At 31.8% G+C, this 20,173-nt stretch carries 20 protein-coding genes; 6 read left to right on the top strand and 14 right to left on the bottom strand.

The genetic code is table 11. From position 1 onward, the window contains the following. Position 1 precedes the first annotated feature (1 nt). Complete coding sequence (gene uvrB, locus G4L40_RS05840) at positions 2–1,990, bottom strand: excinuclease ABC subunit UvrB (RefSeq protein WP_166236247.1); 1,989 nt, start codon at positions 1,988–1,990, stop codon at positions 2–4. A 119-nt stretch (positions 1,991–2,109) separates the two neighbouring features. Between uvrB and G4L40_RS05835 the strand changes: the two genes are divergently transcribed. Further along, positions 2,110–3,288, top strand: coding sequence for a M28 family peptidase (locus tag G4L40_RS05835; RefSeq protein WP_166236245.1), 1,179 nt, complete (start codon positions 2,110–2,112; stop codon positions 3,286–3,288). Positions 3,289–3,324: 36 nt separating this feature from the next. Here G4L40_RS05835 and rlmF read toward each other — a convergent pair whose 3' ends face one another. From rlmF to G4L40_RS05815, 4 genes are all read right to left on the bottom strand, one after another. Beyond that, complete coding sequence (gene rlmF / locus G4L40_RS05830) at positions 3,325–4,275, bottom strand: 23S rRNA (adenine(1618)-N(6))-methyltransferase RlmF (RefSeq protein ID WP_166236243.1); 951 nt, start codon at positions 4,273–4,275, stop codon at positions 3,325–3,327. Between the two features lie 61 nt (positions 4,276–4,336). Then, positions 4,337–4,999 carry a thiamine diphosphokinase gene (locus tag G4L40_RS05825; protein ID WP_166236242.1) on the bottom strand — a complete coding sequence of 221 codons (663 nt, stop codon included), beginning with the start codon at positions 4,997–4,999 and terminating at the stop codon, positions 4,337–4,339. A 29-nt stretch (positions 5,000–5,028) separates the two neighbouring features. After that, positions 5,029–5,850, bottom strand: a complete 822-nt coding sequence (locus G4L40_RS05820) for a DUF4249 domain-containing protein (protein WP_166236240.1) — start codon at positions 5,848–5,850, stop codon at positions 5,029–5,031. A gap of 4 nt (positions 5,851–5,854) precedes the next feature. Beyond that, positions 5,855–8,224 (bottom strand): TonB-dependent receptor, encoded by a 2,370-nt coding sequence (locus tag G4L40_RS05815; RefSeq protein WP_166236238.1) that lies wholly within the window; start codon positions 8,222–8,224, stop codon positions 5,855–5,857. Between the two features lie 127 nt (positions 8,225–8,351). Here G4L40_RS05815 and G4L40_RS05810 point away from each other — a divergent pair, with 127 nt between their 5' ends. Beyond that, positions 8,352–9,023, top strand: coding sequence for a hypothetical protein (locus G4L40_RS05810; protein ID WP_166236237.1), 672 nt, complete (start codon positions 8,352–8,354; stop codon positions 9,021–9,023). A 45-nt stretch (positions 9,024–9,068) separates the two neighbouring features. Here G4L40_RS05810 and G4L40_RS05805 read toward each other — a convergent pair whose 3' ends face one another. Both G4L40_RS05805 and fahA read right to left on the bottom strand, forming a co-directional pair. Continuing rightward, the gene (locus tag G4L40_RS05805) at positions 9,069–10,292 is read right to left on the bottom strand and encodes an NADP-dependent isocitrate dehydrogenase (RefSeq protein ID WP_166236235.1); all 1,224 of its coding nucleotides are present in this window, start codon (positions 10,290–10,292) and stop codon (positions 9,069–9,071) included. 161 nt (positions 10,293–10,453) lie between these two features. Continuing rightward, positions 10,454–11,740 carry a fumarylacetoacetase gene (fahA, locus tag G4L40_RS05800; RefSeq protein ID WP_166236233.1) on the bottom strand — a complete coding sequence of 429 codons (1,287 nt, stop codon included), beginning with the start codon at positions 11,738–11,740 and terminating at the stop codon, positions 10,454–10,456. 112 nt (positions 11,741–11,852) lie between these two features. On the opposite strand from fahA, the gene glyA reads away from it, so the two are divergent. After that, on the top strand, positions 11,853–13,127 hold the full coding sequence (glyA, locus tag G4L40_RS05795; protein ID WP_166236232.1) for a serine hydroxymethyltransferase: 1,275 nt from the start codon (positions 11,853–11,855) through the stop codon (positions 13,125–13,127). A gap of 104 nt (positions 13,128–13,231) precedes the next feature. On the opposite strand, the gene rplS is transcribed toward glyA, so the two are convergent. From rplS to G4L40_RS05775, 4 genes are all read right to left on the bottom strand, one after another. Continuing rightward, complete coding sequence (gene rplS, locus G4L40_RS05790) at positions 13,232–13,588, bottom strand: 50S ribosomal protein L19 (RefSeq protein WP_166236230.1); 357 nt, start codon at positions 13,586–13,588, stop codon at positions 13,232–13,234. A gap of 137 nt (positions 13,589–13,725) precedes the next feature. Continuing rightward, positions 13,726–14,403, bottom strand: coding sequence for a tRNA (guanosine(37)-N1)-methyltransferase TrmD (gene trmD / locus G4L40_RS05785; RefSeq protein ID WP_166236229.1), 678 nt, complete (start codon positions 14,401–14,403; stop codon positions 13,726–13,728). Between the two features lie 17 nt (positions 14,404–14,420). Then, positions 14,421–15,221: a class I SAM-dependent methyltransferase gene (locus tag G4L40_RS05780; protein WP_166236227.1), complete on the bottom strand. Its 801-nt coding sequence runs from the start codon at positions 15,219–15,221 to the stop codon at positions 14,421–14,423. 10 nt (positions 15,222–15,231) lie between these two features. Beyond that, positions 15,232–15,678: a DUF1569 domain-containing protein gene (locus tag G4L40_RS05775; RefSeq protein WP_166236226.1), complete on the bottom strand. Its 447-nt coding sequence runs from the start codon at positions 15,676–15,678 to the stop codon at positions 15,232–15,234. An 85-nt stretch (positions 15,679–15,763) separates the two neighbouring features. On the opposite strand from G4L40_RS05775, the gene G4L40_RS05770 reads away from it, so the two are divergent. The 3 genes from G4L40_RS05770 (at position 15,764) to G4L40_RS05760 (ending at position 17,640) form a co-directional block, all read left to right on the top strand. Continuing rightward, entirely contained in the window at positions 15,764–16,696 is a 933-nt protein-coding gene (locus G4L40_RS05770) for a peptidylprolyl isomerase (protein ID WP_166236224.1), read from the top strand. 83 nt (positions 16,697–16,779) lie between these two features. Continuing rightward, positions 16,780–17,064, top strand: a complete 285-nt coding sequence (locus G4L40_RS05765; RefSeq protein WP_166236222.1) for a c-type cytochrome — start codon at positions 16,780–16,782, stop codon at positions 17,062–17,064. Positions 17,065–17,133: 69 nt separating this feature from the next. Next, positions 17,134–17,640, top strand: coding sequence for a hypothetical protein (locus G4L40_RS05760; protein WP_166236221.1), 507 nt, complete (start codon positions 17,134–17,136; stop codon positions 17,638–17,640). Between the two features lie 3 nt (positions 17,641–17,643). Here the strand turns inward: G4L40_RS05760 and G4L40_RS05755 are convergent, their stop codons facing one another. From G4L40_RS05755 to G4L40_RS05745, 3 genes are read right to left on the bottom strand one after another with little or no spacing between them, the layout of a single operon-like run. Beyond that, complete coding sequence (locus G4L40_RS05755; protein WP_166236219.1) at positions 17,644–18,198, bottom strand: thioredoxin family protein; 555 nt, start codon at positions 18,196–18,198, stop codon at positions 17,644–17,646. Between the two features lie 49 nt (positions 18,199–18,247). Next, positions 18,248–19,468 (bottom strand): glycosyltransferase family 4 protein, encoded by a 1,221-nt coding sequence (locus G4L40_RS05750; protein ID WP_166236218.1) that lies wholly within the window; start codon positions 19,466–19,468, stop codon positions 18,248–18,250. Between the two features lie 26 nt (positions 19,469–19,494). Then, positions 19,495–20,109: a YkgJ family cysteine cluster protein gene (locus G4L40_RS05745; protein ID WP_166236216.1), complete on the bottom strand. Its 615-nt coding sequence runs from the start codon at positions 20,107–20,109 to the stop codon at positions 19,495–19,497. Between the last annotated feature and the right edge of the window lie 64 nt (positions 20,110–20,173).

Here is a 20,173-nt window from a genome sequence, read left to right as displayed (position 1 = left end):
TTTATAATTTATCTTGTAATATTTTAATTTCATCACGCAATTTTGCAGCTTGCATGAAGTCCAATTCTTTAGCCGCTTTTTCCATCATTTTGCGTAAATCTCTGATTTTTTTCTCGATTTCAGGCTTACTTAAATATAAACTTTCTGGTTCAGCTGCTTTTAAAGCTTCTTTTTCAAAATAACCAGTTGAAACAGAATTTCCACTTAATGCGCTTCCTAAACTTTTATTTAAGGCTTTAGGTTGTAAGTTATTTTCAGTATTGTAACGAGTTTGTTTTTCTCTTCGATAAGTGGTTTCATCAATGGTTTTTTGCATTGAAGCGGTAATTTTATCTGCATACATGATTGCTTTTCCGTTTACATTACGAGCAGCACGACCAACAGTTTGTGTTAATGATCGATGGCTTCGTAAAAAACCTTCTTTATCTGCATCTAAAATAGCAACTAACGAAACTTCGGGTAAATCCAAACCTTCACGAAGTAAATTGACACCAATAAGCACATCAAAAATTCCTTTTCGTAAATCTTGCATGATTTCAACTCGTTCCAAAGTATCTACATCGGAATGAATATAACGACAGCGAATCGCTACTTTGGTTAAATATTTAGCTAATTCTTCTGCCATTCTTTTGGTTAAAGTAGTAACTAAAACACGTTCGTCAGCTTCACATCGCAACTGAATTTCTTCAATTAAATCATCAATTTGGTTGGCACTTGGTCGCACTTCAATAATAGGGTCAAGTAAACCTGTTGGGCGAATAACTTGTTCTACATAAACTCCTTCCGATTTTTGCAATTCGTAATCAGCAGGAGTTGCCGAAACATAAACTACTTGGTTTTGTAGTGCTTCAAATTCTTCAAACTTTAACGGACGATTATCCATTGCCGCTGGTAATCTAAAACCATATTCTACCAAGTTTTCTTTACGACTTCTATCGCCACCATACATAGCATGTACTTGCGAAATGGTAACGTGACTTTCATCAACTACCATTAAAAAGTCATCTGGAAAATAATCTAATAAACAAAATGGGCGAGTGCCGGGTTCTCTTCCATCTAAATAGCGAGAATAGTTTTCAATTCCAGAACAATAACCCAATTCGCGAATCATTTCTAAATCGAAATTGGTTCGTTCTTCTAATCGTTTGGCTTCTAAATGTTTTCCTATTTCTTTGAAATAATCTACTTGTTTAACCAAATCTTGTTGGATAGCCCAAATGGCGTTTTGCAACACATCAGGCGAAGTCACAAACATATTTGCAGGATAAACAGTTAGTTTTTCATAACGCTCTAAAACCTGAGCTGTTCGTACATCAAAAGCTTCAATTTCTTCAATTTCATCTCCAAAAAAGTGAATTCGGAAAGGTTCATCTCCATAGCTTGGAAAAATTTCCACAATGTCGCCTTTAATTCTGAAGTTTCCAGGTGCAAATTCGGCTTCAGTTCTTGAATATAAACTTTGAACTAATTGATGCAGTAATTTGGTTCGAGAAATTTGCTGATTAGTTTCTAAATTGATTACGTTTTTCTGAAACTCAACTGGATTTCCAATTCCGTATAAACAAGAAACAGAAGAAATCACAATAATATCTCTTCGACCTGAAAGTAGGGCGGAAGTAGTGCTTAAACGTAGTTTTTCTAATTCATCATTAATCGATAAATCCTTTTCAATATAAGTTCCAGTAACTGGAATAAAAGCTTCTGGCTGATAATAATCGTAGTAAGAAACGAAATATTGCACCGAATTATTTGGAAAAAACTGCTTGAATTCAGAATATAACTGTGCTGCAAGTGTTTTGTTATGTGCTAAAACTAAAGTAGGTTTTTGCACTTCTTGTACCACATTTGCTACTGTAAATGTTTTTCCAGAACCCGTAACACCTAATAAAGTTTGATATTTTTCACCATTCAAAATGCCTTTTGAAAGTTTTTCAATAGCTTGTGGTTGGTCACCTGTTGGTTTATAATCGGATACGACTTGGAATTTCATTTATTTAGCGAGCAAAGTTGAAAAATGTAAAGTTACAAAGTTAATAAGAAGTTCCTTTTTAAAAGAAGAATTTATATATTTGTCTATCTAGTTGTCCCAAAACTATTAAAATTTAACATATGAAATTAGCAAAAGGCTTTGTTATAGCATTTCTTGTGTTTGTGAATTATTCTTTTTCACAAACTTTTATTCAATCGTATGCAAATATTGTTGCACAAACATCACAAACAAATATAACTACTAATTTAACAGAGTTTGAAGCTTTAGGTGTTAAACGTAGAGGTACAGTAGCACTTGACAATACCTTAAATTGGTTAAAAAGCAAATATTTAAGTTATGGTTATACAGCAAGTCAAATAGTTGAAGATCCATTCACAAATGGAGCTTACACGTGTAAAAATTTGATAGTTACTAAAGTAGGAACAGTTTATCCAAATACTTATGTAATTATTTGTGGTCACTATGATTCGTTGAATGGTAGTGGAACTAATGATAATGGAAGTGGTGTGTCAACTATTTTAGAAGTGGCTAGATTATTACAAAGTGTACCAACTGAGTATTCAGTAAAGTTTATTAATTTTAGTGGTGAAGAAGATGGTTTAATAGGAAGTCAACATTATGTAAGTTCTGTAGTAAATTCGACAACTCCAAAATTGAATATTAAATTAGTTTTTAATATTGATCAAGTTGGAGGTGTAGCAGGAATGACAAATAATACGATTACTTGTGAGAGAGATACAGGAAATCCGAGTACAAATAATGCAGCATCAACCACAAAAACAAATGAATTGATTACTTGTGTTGGATTATATTCTCCTTTAAATACACTTTTATCTTATGCATATGCTTCTGATTATATGCCATTTGAAGATAATAATGAAGTAATTACAGGGTTTTATGAAACTAATGAAACAACACATGGTCATTCTGCAACAGATTTGTTAATTAATATGGATCCAGTTTATGTGTTTAATGTGGCTAAAGCTGCTACCGGTGCCATGTTGCATTTTGCTGTAGCTTCAACAACATTAAGTGAAAATAGTTATAATGAAGATTTTCAAGTTAGTTTTTTTCCAAATCCTACAAATGATTTTTTTAATGTCAATATGGGTACATTAACAGACGAAAGTTGTAGATTTTATTTAATTGATATTAATGGAAAAGTTGTTTTAGAAAAAAGTGTTTCATCAACTAGTCAAATTGAAAAAGTAGGTGTTAATAATTTGCCTAAAGGTATATATCTAGCAAATTTAGAAACAAAAACGAAAACAATTCGAAAGAAAATTGTTATTCAATAAAATAGAAAAGCCAGAAATTAATTTCTGGCTTTTTATTTAATCGTTGTTTAAGTTCCATTCGTTTTGCTGTTTTTGGCTTAAAAAAGTCCAAGCAACAAATCTACTTCGTTTTTGACCTTGTGCCATTTCGACGGTTTTAATGGTAACAGCACCTACTTTATTTAATGTTTTATAAATTGTTTTCAGATTGTCTTTTTTTGAAACCAATGTGGTAAACCAAAAACATTGCAGAGGGTATTTGACACTTTCATAAATCATTTGTGTAATGAATCCAATTTCTCCTCCAGTGCACCATAATTCAGCATTTTGACCGCCAAAGTTTAACTTTTTTTCATTTGTTACAAGATTGTTTACTTTCCTTGTATTAGCTTTTGAAGCGGCTTCTTCCGAAGAATGAAAAGGAGGATTACAAATCGTGAAAGTGAATTTGTCTTCTGGAAGAATGATGTTTTTAAAAATATAACGTGGTTCAGTTTGCAATTGTAGGCTAATTGTTTCAATTAATTTCGGATTTTGACCGATGATTTTTTTACAATTCTGAATTGCATTTTCGTCAATATCTGCTCCTACAAAACTCCAATTGTAACTTGAATTCCCAAGAATAGGATAGATGCAATTTGCTCCAATACCGATGTCTAAACCTAAGATATGTTCTCCTTTTGGAATAATTCCGTTATTAGAATCTGCTAATAAATCTGCTAGATAGTGTATATAATCAGCTCTGCCTGGAATTGGAGGACACAAATAGTTTTTAGGAATATCCCAATCTTGAATGTTATATTCCGAAATTAATAGTGCTTTATTTAAGGCTTTTACAGCTTCTGAATTACTAAAATCAATTGTTGGCTCTGAATTATTTTCATTGGAAATAATGAAAAATTTTAATTCTGGTAATACATTAATAAGCTTTTCAAAATTATATCTAAATCGATGCGGATTTCTTGGATGTAAATTTGTTTTTTCAGTTACAATAGGTTTGCTCTTCATTTGTTCTTTGCTCTATATCAAATGTAAGGAATTTACTTTATTTCAGCAAACTATTTCACGATTAGTCCCAGCATTCCATTAATAATAAATCCCCTTCTTGGTGTGAAATACTTACGACTCCATCTTCTATAACGTGATTACTACTTCCTGTTCGATATCCAATGGTTAATTCTTCGTTATTTAAGGAATAGAAAAGATTTTTTGTTGTTATTCCACTAACTTTTCCAATTGGAATTAATGACAAAGTAGTGTTTGCTGTGTACCATTTGTCGTATTTATTTGGTAATAAAAATACCTTCGAATGATCGTCTAAAATAACAATTTTTAATTGGTTACGATAGCTAACGATATTGGTAATATTAGTTATGGTATGATCAGCTCTTTTTCCGGTTGCCCAAATGACATTTACTGCTTTATGTCCTTTTTCGATTAGGTAATCAAAGGCTTTTTCTAAATCGGTTTTATCTTGATTTGGTGTTCTAACAATTGTTAAAGGATATTGTTGTTCTAAATAATATTCTGGATTAAAACCTCTGTCGAAATCTCCTAACAAAACATCAACCTTAATACCTAATTCAAAAACTCGTTCAATGGCAGAATCTAATACAATTACTAATGGTGACCATTCTAATAATTGTCCCATTAATTCTTCACTGCACGAAGCTCCATTAGCAATAATTAAAGCGGGTTCTTGATCGTCTCGTACAATGTGATGTGATGACATATAACTAGAATAGGTTAAAAGTTAGTTTATTATTGAACAGTATATGTTTCGCTATCAGTCTCCGATAATCTGAAATAGCCTAAAGCAAAGTTATCAAAATTAGTTTGATTTATGATGTTTCCTCTTACAGTTGCTGGAGGTGTTTGAAAAGGACTACCACCATTGCCACCTGCAATTCCTAGTAATATATTCATGTAATTATAATAACGTTCAGACACACCATGTAAGGTAAATTGTAATTCATCAGCAGCTTTCATGTCTTCATTTGTGTACAAACCAAACATTTGATTGCCCTGAAAAAACTCATCATCAATCACATCGTATTCAGGTAATGTTGTAAAAGAAGAATTGAATTGAATTAAATAAAAATTATTTGCTAATCCATTATCTTGAAAATAAAATTTCACTTCAATTTCGTCACCAGTAAAACCGCCATTATTATTTTGTGATACAGAATCAATAGTAGGAACTCCAATTAATTGCTCAGTTGCAGTATAAATTTGTCCATTATAGATAACTGTTAAGACATAAGTTTGATTGATTTCTGGGTTAAAATTAGTACATACATAATTACCAGTTCCTAGTGTTTCTGTAAAATCATACTGGATTGCATTTCCATCTGTAACAAAAACAGTTGCTCCCGATACGACAGGGATAGTATTTGAATAGTAATCTGTTGTTGTGGTAAGTTTAATAGTTTGTTCGTTTCCAGCAGTTCCCTTTTCCCATTTGATTGAAGCGTCAATTACTAATTTTGGTGGCGCAGTGTCTAAATTAATATCTACCACATCTTCACAAGAAAAAAAGGATAGCGTAAATAGTAAAACAAGTATTTTATATATGGTTTTCATGTTTTTAAAATTTAAAGTTATACGTCACACTTGGTACAATTCCGAAGATTGATAAACGAATTGCTTCGTTATTTCCAGAATCTTGATTTTGTCTAAAACTTATTGAAGCAGCGTTTTTTCGGCTATACAAATTATAAATACCAAATACCCATTCGCCTTGCCAATTTCTGTTTTTGTTTTTAGTTGGATTTAGCGTTGCAGAAACATCTAAACGATGATATGTTGGAAGTCTATTTTCGTTTCGTAAACCATAACTAGGAATTGTGATGCCTTGGTATTCATATTGTCCGTTTGGATAGGTTACAGGTTGCCCTGATTGCAAAGAAAAAATACTACTAAAACTCCATTTTTCATTTAATTTATACATTCCTGTAATTGATAAATTGTGAAGTTTATCCCATCCGGTTTTGTACCATTCACCATTGTTTATTCCAGATTCTGAGCTATTCCTGCCAGGTGTTTGTTGTTCTGAACGCGATAGAGTATAGGAGATCCAACCGTTTAATTTGCCTTCATTTTTGCGAAATAATATTTCTAAACCATAAGCTCTTGCTTTTCCATTTAAAACTACTTGTTCAATAGCATTATTTGCAATTAGATCGGCTCCGTCAATATAATCTAATCTGTTTTTAATTTTTTTATAAAAAGATTCAACTTCTAAAGTATATTTTCCATTGTTCAATTCTTTAAAGTATCCAATCGCTAATTGATCTAATATTTGAGGTTTCAAATAGTTATCACTTGGAGCCCAAACATCTAATGGGGTAGGAGATTGTGTATTTGAAATTAAATGTAAATATTGCGTCATTCTATTGTAACTCATTTTAATGGATTGATTATCATCTAAAAGATAAGCTACGGAGAATCTAGGTTCTAGATTATTAAAGTCAGCAATAGTTTCATTTTTGCCATAATTTATTGTTCCTATTGGAGTGGCTTTTTCATAGATTTGTTGCTCTGTATTGAAAACAACTGCTTGATTATTTGCATACGTGTTAATTTCTTGATTTCCTAAACGATAAAATAAGCTGTAGCGCACACCATAATTAATCGATAATTTATCCGAAAGTTGTTGTTCAAAGTCTAAATAGACAGCTGGTTCAAAAGCATATTTTTTATCCAATTGGTCAGGATTAATTCCTGAAGAACTATTAGTAGGTTCGATTTTACCAGGATTAAAATCATAGTAAATAGCATTAACACCATAAAACAATTTTGTTTTGTTGTTTACATAATGTTTAAAATCATATTTCAGATTATAATTTTTTATGCCACTATCCCAATTAAATCCAACAAAATCTAATGTTAATCCATAATAATAATCGCTATAAATCATTGATAAATTTGAAAATAACTTATCATTAAATAAATGGTTCCAACGCAAATTAACAACTGTATTGCCATAAGTGTTTACAAAACTATTATTCAAACTAAAAACATCTCTTCCAAAATAGCCTGAAAGATATAAATTGTTGTTTTCACTCAATTTGTAACTTAATTTGGTATTCAAATCATAAAAATATGCCGAATTATCATTGTTTGATAATTTCAAAAACAAATGTGCATATGAGCTTCTTCCAGCTACTAAAAATGAACCTTTTTCTTTCACTATAGGACCTTCAGCCATGATTCTACTAGAAATTAATCCAATCCCACCCGATAAATTAAAATTATTGCTATTTCCTTCTTTTTGATAAATGTCTAATACAGAAGCTGCACGACCACCAAATCGTGCTGGAATACCGCCTTTGTATAATTTTAAATCTTTAATGGCATCTGCATTAAACACGGAGAAAAAACCAAATAAGTGTGATGAATTATAAACAGTAGCCTCGTCTAAAAGAATTAAATTTTGGTCAGCTGCACCACCTCTAACATTAAAACCAGATTGTCCTTCACCTGCATTTGTAACTCCTGGAAGTGTTGTAATTGATTTTAAAATATCAACTTCTCCTAAGACTACAGGCATTTGTTTAATTGTACTGATAGCTATTTTGTTTACACTCATTTCAGGCTTTCGGATGTTTGTTTTATAGGGGTTGTCCGTAATAACAATTTCATCTAATTGTTGTGTAGATTCTGAGAGCGATATGTTTTGCTTGGTGTTTTCGTTTAAGTTTATTATAATGGTTTGTGTTTCATAACCAATTGAGCTAATTTCAATTTCATATGTTCCTTTTGGAATTGTTAGCGAATAAAACCCATATTCGTTAGTGAATGTGCCTATTTTTAACATTGGAATCACTACAGAAACTCCAATTAGTGTTTCGTTATTTTTAGCATCAGAAACATTACCACTTAGAGTTACTTTTTCTTGAGAATAACTGATTGTTGTTATTGCTATTATAAGAAGGAATTGTAAGTATTTGCGCATAATTTAGGCATGAAAATTGAATTACAAATTTGACGATTATTGTTGGCAAATGTTTTAAAACTTATGTTAATTTATATTTAAAACTCAATTTATATTATAATTTTACATTTTAAAGTAATTATTGAATATGTATTTCAAAATATTTTTAACGGTAACGCTATTTTCTTCGTTGTTTGTCTCTGCACAGAATGATACGCCTTTTAAATCACCTAAGTTAAAATTAAATTGGGATGAACCAGTAAAAACAGAAACCAAATCCAATACAATTACTTTACCATATAAAAGTATTTTGGATAAAGATGATTCTTATTTAAAAAGATATTCGATCCTTAAAAAAGAAAAAGGTCAGGAAAGTGTTTTGGCTGAAAAAACGGATTTTAAAAATCCAGGTGAAGAATTAAAAAACAAGTTAAATAATCAAGACAAAGCCATTAAACCTGAATATAGAAGTAATCAGTTTTTAGGAGAATTTAAGAGTAAATCAAAATATGTAAAAATAGTTTGTAGGGACCATGAATATCCTGATGGTGATCGAGTAAAATTAATGTTGAATGATAAAACTATTATTCCAGAAATTTTATTAGAAGCAAGTGTAAAAGAATATTATGTAGATATTACAAATGGCTTTAATAAATTAGATTTTGAAGCTTTAAACCAAGGAACTTCTGGTCCTAATACAGCCGCGTTTAGTGTGTATGATGATGCTGGAAATCTAATTACTTCTAATGAGTGGAATTTAACTACAGGAATAAAAGCAACTATTGTTGTAGTTCGAGAAGAAGACAAAAATGGAGAATAAATAAAAAAGCGTTCCAATTTGGAACGCTTTTTTATGTTGTATAAATTAAGCTAATTTCTTATCTAAATTTACTTTTAATGTTTGAAGGAAATCTTCAGTAGTTAAATAATCAGCATCTGTTAAACCTTCTGGTTTTACTAACATTGCTAAATCTTTAGTCATTTTACCACTTTCAACAGTTTCGATACAAACTTGTTCTAATTTATTACAAAAATCAATTAATTCTTGATTTCCGTCTAGTTTTCCTCTGTGTTCTAAACCTCTAGTCCAAGCAAAAATAGATGCAATTGGATTTGTTGATGTTTTCTTTCCTTGTTGGTGTTGACGGTAGTGACGTGTAACTGTTCCGTGTGCAGCTTCTGCCTCAACCGTTTTTCCATCTGGAGTTACTAATACAGAAGTCATTAATCCTAATGAACCAAAACCTTGTGCTACTGTGTCAGATTGAACGTCTCCATCATAGTTTTTACAAGCCCAAACAAATCCTCCATTCCATTTCATTGCCGAAGCAACCATGTCATCAATAAGCCTGTGTTCGTAAGTCATTCCATTAGCCTCAAAGTCAGCTTTATAATGTTGTTGATATACTTCTTCAAAAATATCTTTGAATCTTCCGTCGTAAGCTTTTAAAATTGTATTTTTTGTAGAAAGATATAATGGCCATTTTTTAGTTAATGCCATTTGAAAAGAAGAATGTGCAAATCCGTAAATACTTTCATCAGTGTTGTACATAGACATTGCTACACCATCACCTTTAAAATCATAAACGTTCCAAGAAGTAGTTTCACCAGCTTCGTTTGTAAATGACATTGTCAAGGTTCCTTTTCCTTTAATTACTTTATCAGTAGCTTTGTATTGATCACCAAAAGCATGACGACCAATAACGATTGGTTTAGTCCATCCTTGTACATAACGAGGTACGTTACTCATGATAATTGGCTCACGGAAAACAGTTCCACCAACTATATTACGGATAGTTCCGTTTGGTGATTTCCACATTTCAGAAAGGTTAAATTCTTTTACTCTTTCTTCATCTGGAGTAATGGTAGCACATTTGATACCTACATTGTATTTTTTGATTGCTTCAGCTGAATCAATTGTGATTTGGTCTTTAGTAGCTTCTCTACTTTCAATTCCTAAATCATAATATTTAATGTCTAAATCTAAATAAGGAAGAATTAATTGCTCTTTAATAAAGCTCCATATAATTCGTGTCATTTCATCGCCATCCAATTCTACTACAGGATTAGCTACTTTAATTTTTGCCATATTGCTAGGTTTGTTGTTTTGTTTGTTAAAAAAATGCGGTCACAAAGATAAGAAATTCACATTAAATGTTAAGTAATTGCAAACGAAATCGATTGAATTATTAATTTCATATTTTTAAACCAATAAAATGCTAAAAACGTAATTTTTAGTATTCTAAAATGTTAGAACTTCAAATTTATAGCAGGTAATAACTTACTAGAGACTTCGCCAAATCCAACTCTAATATTGTCTTTTTGACAAAATCCTCTAATAATTACAGTGTCATTGTCATTGATAAATTTGCGTTCAGAACCATCATTCATTTTCAACGGTTTTTGTCCGCCCCAAGTTAGTTCTAACATTGAACCGAATGAATCTTCTGTTGAACCAGAAATGGTTCCACTTCCCATCATGTCGCCTGAGTTTACTCTACAACCATTAATAGTATGATGTGCCAATTGTTGTGCCATTGACCAATACATGTATTTAAAGTTGGAACGAGAAACCACAGTTTCTTCCGCATTTTCAGGCTGAATGGCTACTTCTAAATTAATATCAAATGCTTTTTCACCTTTTTGCTTTAAATAAGGTAAAGGTTCTGGTGATTGTTCAGGGCCTTTTGTTCTAAAAGGCTCTAAAGCATCCATTGTTACAATCCAAGGTGAAATTGATGAGGCAAAGTTTTTTGCTAAGAATGGTCCAAGTGGCACATATTCCCATTTTTGAATATCACGCGCACTCCAATCGTTAAATAAAACCATTCCAAAAATATGTTCTTCTGCTTCCTCCACAGGAATTGGTTCTCCCATTAAATTTGCATCAGTAGTGATAAAAGCAGTTTCTAATTCAAAATCCACTAATCTTGATGGACCAAAAACTGGTGTTGTTTCTCCATTTGGTAAGGTTTGTCCATAAGGTCTGTGTACCGGAATTCCTGAAGGAACAATAGTAGAACTTCTTCCATGATAACCTACAGGAATATGTAACCAGTTTGGTAATAATGCATTTTCTGGGTCACGGAACATTTTTCCTACGTTGGTAGCATGTTCTTTTGAACTGTAAAAATCAGTATAATCTCCAATCTGAACAGGTAAAAGCATCTCAATGTCTTCTACTTTAAAAATAATAACTTCTCTATGAGATTTGTTATCTCTTAATTTGGGATTGGTTTCATCAAAAAGTTCAGCTAAGCGATTTCGTACTAAACGCCATGTTTTTTTTCCGTCAGAAATAAAATCATTCAATGTGTCTTGCATGAACATGTCGTCTGTTAAATCGATACCCTCAAAATAACCTAATTGTTGTAAAGCACCCATATCGATGGCGCAGTTTCCAATTCTTGTTCCAATAGTGATTACATCTTCTTTTGTAATGAAAACACCAAAAGGAATGTTTTGAATCGGGAAGTCGCTATTTTCAGGAACTGGAATCCACGATTTTCTATTTGGATCGTTTGCTATATTTGGCATATTTATATTGTTAGTTTGTTGTTGAAAAATTATGAATCAAATATAAAATTATCTAGCAATGTAACAAACCTTTTTCGTAATTTTGACCTAATTTTAACGAATATTTATTGCAATGCAACGCGACGAACAAATTTTTGACCTAATTCTTGACGAACAAGATAGACAAATTCACGGAATTGAATTAATTGCTTCTGAAAACTTTGTTAGCGACCAAGTAATGGAAGCGGCAGGTTCATGTTTAACCAACAAATACGCTGAAGGATATCCTGGTAAAAGATATTACGGAGGATGTGAAGTAGTAGATATTGTAGAACAAATTGCAATTGACAGAGCAAAAGCTTTGTTTGGTGCTGAATATGTTAACGTACAACCTCACTCAGGTTCTCAGGCGAATACAGCAGTTTTTGCAGCTTGTTTAAAACCAGGTGATACTATTTTAGGATTTGATTTATCTCACGGAGGTCACTTAACGCATGGTTCTCCAGTTAACTTTTCTGGAAAATTATATAATCCTGTTTTTTATGGAGTAGAAGAGGAGACAGGTGTTTTAAATTACGATAAAATCCAAGAAATTGCTACAGCTAGCAAACCAAAAATGATTATCGCAGGAGCTTCAGCTTATTCTCGTGATATGGATTTTAAACGTTTCAGAGAAATTGCAGATAGCGTTGGAGCTTTGTTATTAGCGGATATTTCGCACCCAGCAGGATTAATTGCTAAAGGTTTATTGAATGATCCAATTCCACATTGTCATATTGTAACTACTACAACTCACAAGACTTTAAGAGGTCCAAGAGGAGGAATGATTATGATGGGGAAAGATTTTGAAAACCCATGGGGATTAACTACTCCGAAAGGAGAAATCAGAATGATGTCGCATGTTTTAGATATGTCGGTTTTTCCAGGAAATCAAGGTGGACCTTTGATGCATATTATTGCTGCTAAAGCGGTGGCGTTTGGAGAATGTTTGACGGATGAGTTTTTCCGTTATGCGATGCAGGTGAAGAAAAATGCACAGGCAATGGCAGAAGCATTTAACAGAAGAGGATACAAATTAATTTCTGGTGGTACTGATAATCACATGATGTTAATCGATTTAAGAAATAAAGGAATTTCAGGTAAAGATGCAGAAAATGCATTGGTAAAAGCTGAAATTACTGTAAATAAAAACATGGTGCCGTTTGATGATAAATCACCATTTGTTACTTCGGGTATTCGTGTGGGAACTCCAGCTATCACAACACGTGGTTTAGTGGAAGAAGATATGGAGACTGTTGTAGCTTTAATTGATAAAGTTTTAATGAATCATACTGATGAAGCTGTTTTAGAACAAGTTGCGGAAGAAGTTAATGATTTAATGAGCGAAAGAGCAATGTTTGTTTTTTAAATTAAATATATAATAAAAAAAGCGGAAGTAATTTCCGCTTTTTTTATTTCATAAAACAAAAAATCCCGCAATTGCGGGATTTTTTATACTTGAGAAAGGTAAGATTAGTTTTTGTATCTTCTTTCTTTAATTTTAGCTTTTTTACCAGTAAGGTCTCTAAAGTAATAGATACGAGCTCTACGAACTTTACCTCTTTGGTTAACTTCAATTTTTTGTAAAGCTGGTAAGTTTACTGGGAAGATACGCTCAACACCAACAGAACCAGACATTTTACGAATTGTAAAAGTTTCAGTCGCTCCAGCACCTCTTCTTTGGATTACAACTCCTTTGAAGAACTGAGTTCTAGTTTTTTCACCCTCTTTAATTTCATAGTACACAGTGATAGTATCACCAGCACCAAATTCTGGGAAATCTTTTTTTGCAACAAATTCGTTATTAACGAAATCAACTAAATTTGACATAGTTTAAAATATAAAAGTTTGATTCAAAGCAACATATACGTCTATCGCCAGAGGTTGATTCAAAGTGGGTGCAAAATTATAAAAATAAATTAATAATTAACAATTTATAGCTAATTAATTTCATCAAAAATATAATTTTACTCTTCTAGTAAGTCTGGTCTTCTGTTTTTTGTATGTTCATACGCCATATCTTCTCGCCATTTTTCTATTTTTGGAAAATTTCCGCTCAATAATATTTCTGGGACTTTCCAACCATTATAATCGGCTGGACGGGTATAAATAGGTGGTGATAATAAATTATCTTGAAAACTATCTGTTAAAGCAGAAGTTTCATCACTTAATACACCAGGAATCAAGCGGATGATTGCGTCGCAAAACACAATAGCACCAATTTCGCCACCACTCAAAACATAATCGCCAATTGAAATTTCTCGAGTAATGTGCATATCCCGAACTCTTTGGTCCACACCTTTATAATGTCCACATAAAATCAATATATTTTCATACATCGAAATCGAGTTGGCCATTTTTTGATTCAAAGTTTCACCATCTGGCGTCATATAAATAATTTCGTCATAGGTTCTTTCGCTTTTCAACTTTGATATACAAGCATCTATGGGTTGTACCATCATTACCATGCCAGCTCCACCACCAAATTGGTAATCATCAACACTTTTTTGCTTGTTAGTTGTATAATCTCTTAAATTGTGAAAATGCACTTCAACCAATTCTTTTTCTATGGCACGTTTCATAATCGAAGCCTCAAATGGACTTCGCATTAATTCTGGTAAAACGGTAATAATATCTATTCGCATGATGCAAAGATAATCGATTATTTTTTAGTTGCTAACAACGAATAGACCATCGGAATCTTATTTTTTAAATGTTTGACACGAAATTTATTAGGTTCAAATTCTTCGGTTTGATTGAAACAATTGTATGGAGAGTAATCAAATTCGTTGAAAGAATCTAGTTCTAAATTATTTGTAATCAATGCATTTAAAAGTTCAGATGTAGGATGATTCCATGTAATCGTTTTTGCTGAAATTTCTGCATATCTATCAGCATAAGTACCAGATTCATCTTCAATAATTTCTTCGGTATTAAAATAATTATAAAAAATTTCTTTAAAATCATTATCAAACATCCAAACTACGGGATGAAAATCAGCCATAACGAATTTTCCGCCGGGTTTTAAAAAATGTGAAACTACCTTAGCCCATTTGTCTAAATTTGGAAACCAACCAATAGTGCCATAACTGGTAAAAACGATATCAAATTTTTCGTTTAAATGATTGGGTGCATCATAAATATCACAACAAACGAAAGTTGCATCTAGATTTAATTTTTTATTGATTTCCTTTGCTCGATCAATGGCTTTGTCTGACAAATCAACGCCTGTAGCTTTAGCTCCCATTCTTGAAAAAGTCATAGTGTCTTGACCAAAATGACATTGCAAGTGTAATATCTTTTTTTCTTTCACATCGCCAAGCAATTCTAATTCAATAGCATTTAATGTTGATTTCCCTTTCAGAAAACCATCCATATCATAAAAATCTGAAGCAATATGAACATCAACTTTATTGTTCCAGGTTTGCTTATTAATATTGATATAATCGTTATTTTCTTGCATTTTTTTATTTTTAAACTCCAAATTGTCTTAAATGATGATCAACATGTCTCCACATTAATTTATCCCAATCTTCGTATGTCATCTTGCCCCAAAATGGATGATTCATTGTTTTTATTGCACTTTTACCTTCATTTGAAAAACGACTAAATCTTTCAATAAATTCCTTTTTTGAGGCTTCAAAATCGTATGTTTCAATAAATATAAATTCTTTTGCTGTTGGACTATTGTGTAAAAACTCATTATTTAAAACTTTATTTTTAGCCACTCTTCCCAAAATTTTCATCATTAGGCTAACTTTTACTTCTTTTTCACCAAAAGCAACATCGATTGCGGCGGAACAATGCTTAAACATTTGGTCAACATTCATTTTTCCCCATAAACCTTCTGTTTCAGAGGTTAGTTGATTGATTCGTGCAATTATAGCTTCATTTGATGCTTTATCGTAAATAGAATTCATAGTTTAGTTTTTAATTACTTTCAAAAATACAATTATTCTCCAATTATTGTATTAATTTTGCACTTTCAAATTAAAATTCAAAATAATGGAAAACGGAATATACGCTAAATTTAACACAGCAAAAGGTGCTATTTTAGTAAAATTAACACATGATTTAACTCCAGGAACAGTTGGTAACTTTGTAGGATTGGCAGAAGGACAATTAGAAAATTCAGCGAGACCAATGGGAAAACCTTATTATGATGGATTAAAATTTCATCGTGTAATTCCTGATTTTATGATACAAGGTGGTTGTCCTCAAGGGCAGGGAACTGGTGGTCCAGGTTATAACTTCGACGATGAATTTCATCCAAGTTTAAAACATGACAAACCAGGTGTTTTATCAATGGCAAATGCTGGACCAGGAACTAATGGCTCTCAGTTTTTTATAACTCATGTTCCTACAAATTGGTTAGATGGAAAGCATACGGTTTTTGGACATGTTGTTGAAGGACAAGAGGTTGTGGATGCTGTTGAAGGAGATGACGCTCTTGAAAGTATAGAAATCATTAGAATAGGTGACGAAGCTAAAAATTGGAATGCAATTGAAGCTTTTAGAACATTTGAAGGTTCTAGAGCACAAAGAATTGCTGAACAAAAAAAAATGGCAGAGGAAGCTTTAGAAAAATTGGCCGCTGGTTTTCAAAAGACTGAAAGTGGTTTACGTTACCAAATTATTCAAAAAGGAAACGGTAAACAAGCTGAAAAAGGTAAAAAAGTATCTGTTCATTATCAAGGAGCATTGGAAAACGGACAAGTTTTTGATTCTTCATACAAAAGAAAGCAACCTATTGATTTTACTTTAGGAATTGGTCAGGTGATTGAAGGATGGGACGAAGGAATTGCTTTATTACAAGTAGGAGACAAAGCACGATTTGTAATTCCATCTTATTTAGGATATGGTTCTAGAGGTGCTGGAGGTGTTATTCCACCAGATGCAACTTTGGTTTTTGATGTAGAGTTAATGGATGTAAAATAATTTACTTTATATATTAATTAAAAATCTCAAAATATTGTTTTTGGGATTTTTTTTTATATTTACGAAACAAAAACTAACTAAATATGAAAACTAAACTATTTGCAATGGCTACTATTGGTATATTTATTTTTGCTTGTTCGCCAAAAGTAAGTCAGCCAGAAGCTCCTAAGACCCCTGAAGCGCCTTTATCACCAGAATTAGCTGCAGGTAAAATGTTGTATGAAAACAATTGTGGAAAATGTCATAAATTATATGATGCTAAAGATTTTACAGCAGAAAACTGGACGCCAATTTTAGCAAGTATGCAGAAAAAAGCAAAAATATCTGATGAAGACAGAGCAAAAATTTATGCTTATTTAACAAAATAAAAAATGAATCCGTCAATTGACGGATTTTTTTTGGTACCATTTTTGTAATTTTACAATCAATTCAATTATATGAAAGCTCAAATATCTTTTTTCTTTCTTCTTTTCTCTTTGTTCACATTTGGTCAAGTACCACATTGTGGTTTTGATTTTACTTCTTACTTAGTTGTAAAAGCTCACGAAGAAGGAAAAACGGAGAATATTCCAGATTTAAAAATTACTTTAGTAAATGAAAAAGGCGAGGTAGTTATTAATGAAAACAACAAGTATAGTTGGAAATTTGGAAATCAAGCTTTAATTTTTTCTAAAAATTATATCATTAGCAAGCAAAACGAAGCAGTAAAATGGTTTTTTCCTTATGCTGGCGATACTTATTTATTATCTGTTACAAATACTTTTCCTGCGGAAGATTTTTATATTAAAATTGAAGATAATAAAGCAATTTATAAAACACAAATACTACAATTACAAGCTTTTAATATGTATATTTTGTGTTCTAGCGAAAACGAACGTCAAGCTAGAACTTTCGGACCAAGAAGTAACAATCCGATTGAAGTGGTGATGGAGAAAAATAACTAAAATTTACTTCCACTTAATATTACAACCAATACTCGGCTTTTGTTCAGGATTAATTGTTCTATTAGAAACCACGCCATCAATTGCACTTCGTAAATCAGAACCGCTTAAAGGAATACCATTGGCTGGTCGGCTATCGTCTAATTGACCTCTGTAAACTAGTTTGTCTTGGTTGTCAAAAAGATAAAAATCTGGTGTACAAGCAGCATCATATGCTTTTGCAACGTCTTGTGATTCATCATACAAATAAGGAAACTCAAAATGATTTTTAAAAGCAAAATCATACATTAACGCTGGACTATCCATTGGATATTTTTCTACATCATTACTTGAAATTGCTACAAAACCAATTCCTTGCACTCTATAATCATTTGCAATTCGAATTATTTCATCCATAACATGGTGTACAAACGGACAATGATTACAAATAAAAAACACCAAAGTACCTTTCTTTCCTTTACAATCATTATAATCGAGAAATGAATTCGAGATAGTATCTTTTAAATAAAAACTGGGTGCTTTTGTTCCTAACGGAAGCATATTGGATGGAGTTTGTGCCATGAGTTACATTTTGTAATGATACGAAAAAACTGTAAAATAGTTACAAAAATCATGCTTTATTATTTTTTGCTTCTATCCATTTACTCATGTATTTTGTACTTTGTAGGCTTTGATGTTGTAAAATTTGGCCTAAAAAGTTTTTATTACGATGTGATTTCAAGTTGTGTTGCAATTCATTAATCTTAGCTATAAAATCACTTTCAAATAATGTCTTTTTGAAACGTTTTTCAATAATTTGATAGCCATTTAGTTGTGCGTTTTTCCATTTCTCTTCATCCGTATATAGTAGGATAGCTTTATTTATAAAATCATTTTCATTTATGGAGATAAATCCGTTCCAATCTAAATTTCCATTCATACCTTCTGCACCAACAGATGTAGTTATTGAAGGTAATCCGAGTTGCATGGCTTCAAATAATTTTCCTTTTAATCCAGCACCATACGGAATTGGTGCTATGAGAACTCTTGATTTTGCATACACTTCTGCAACACTTTCAGCTCGTCCTTTAATTAAAAAACCTTCTTTTTCATTATGTAATTGTTTAGCTTTTTCGGTCACATAAGCGCCATAAACATGTAATTCAGCTTCAGGAAGTTCTTTTTTTATAGATTTCCAAAATTGTTTTAATTGTAAAACGGTTTGCCAATTGGGTTCATGTAAAAAGTTGCCAATACTGATAAAGTGTTTTCTTTCATTGAAATTTGGAACCTTCTCATTAGTTTGTTCCGATAGAAAAGGCAAATAATACAATAATGAAGTATCAATTTTAAATGTTTGAATTGCCAATTCCATTTCATATTCCGAAATCAATAGAGTCAAATCGCATCTATAAATTGAAGCTAATTCGCGTTTAAAAACATCCGATAAATAATCTTCAAATATTAATTCCCGATTTTGTTTGAATGCAACTTCTCTTGCTTTTCTTAAAAAGTGTAAGTCTTCGGTATCTAATATTCGTAAAGCATTAGGGCAATGTTCCATTACACGCCAGCCATATTGTTCTTCTATCATAAAGCGATCAAAAAGTACCACATTTGGATTTAAGTCGCTAATAATTGTATTGAAACTACTATCGTTTAATTGAATAGTTTGCGTTGCAATTGATAATTGTGATAAGTCATAAGAAAAATCTGAGAGCGAAGCTGAACACAAAAAAGTGATATTGTACTCTTGCTTTTGGAATAACGAAATGAGTTGCAACATTCTACTTCCAGCAGCCGTTGAGTTTGGTTCAGGCCATACAGTTCCTATAATGACTAATTGCTTCATCTTACAAAAGTAACAAAATGTAACTTTTAGACAACATCTATATGTCCATCTGGAAGTGGGCGATAGGCATAATATTGCAAAACTTCTTCCAAAGCAGCTTTCATGGCTTTGTTTACAGGTAAAAAAACATTTCCTAGTTTGAAATCGATTTGAGAAAGTTGCATATAATATTCAGTAAAAATAGGAACAGATAAATTAGCATTTATAGCAATAGTAGCGCTTTCAAAATTACTTGTTTGTTTTTCTTTGATGATATTACAAGTTGCAATTCGTAATTTGCCATACTTGTCAGTCGTGGCTCCAAAACCAAAAAGTCTACAAATTAGTCCTCTATATTGATAATTGCTGCAATTTCCCATAGTGAATTCAGCTAATGATTTTGGACGATATAAAAAACAAGTAGCAGTTGTGTTTTGTTCTAATTCTGAAAGCGTTTCTTCGGCTTTACCGTTTAGAAAAACATGAAAAGCCCATGGTAAAAATTCAACAGGAGAAGCATCAATTTCAGGAGTAGAGCAACATTTACCACAACCTGCAATGCAACTTAAATGTGTTTTTTCTTGAAATTCAGCAATTTCAATGTCAAGATTATGAAACAATGTTTCTACTAATCTTACACGATTTTCTATAGAATTATCCATGTTTTTTTGTAAATTTACAAGAATTAAAATATAAAAAAAGCGCTCATAAATTTGAGCGCTTACT

Origin of the sequence: Flavobacterium celericrescens, from assembly GCF_011392075.1 — a bacterium.
Classification (GTDB): domain Bacteria; phylum Bacteroidota; class Bacteroidia; order Flavobacteriales; family Flavobacteriaceae; genus Flavobacterium; species Flavobacterium celericrescens.
Note: the sequence above shows the minus strand (reverse complement) of the source record. Positions and strands in the feature narration are given on the sequence as shown.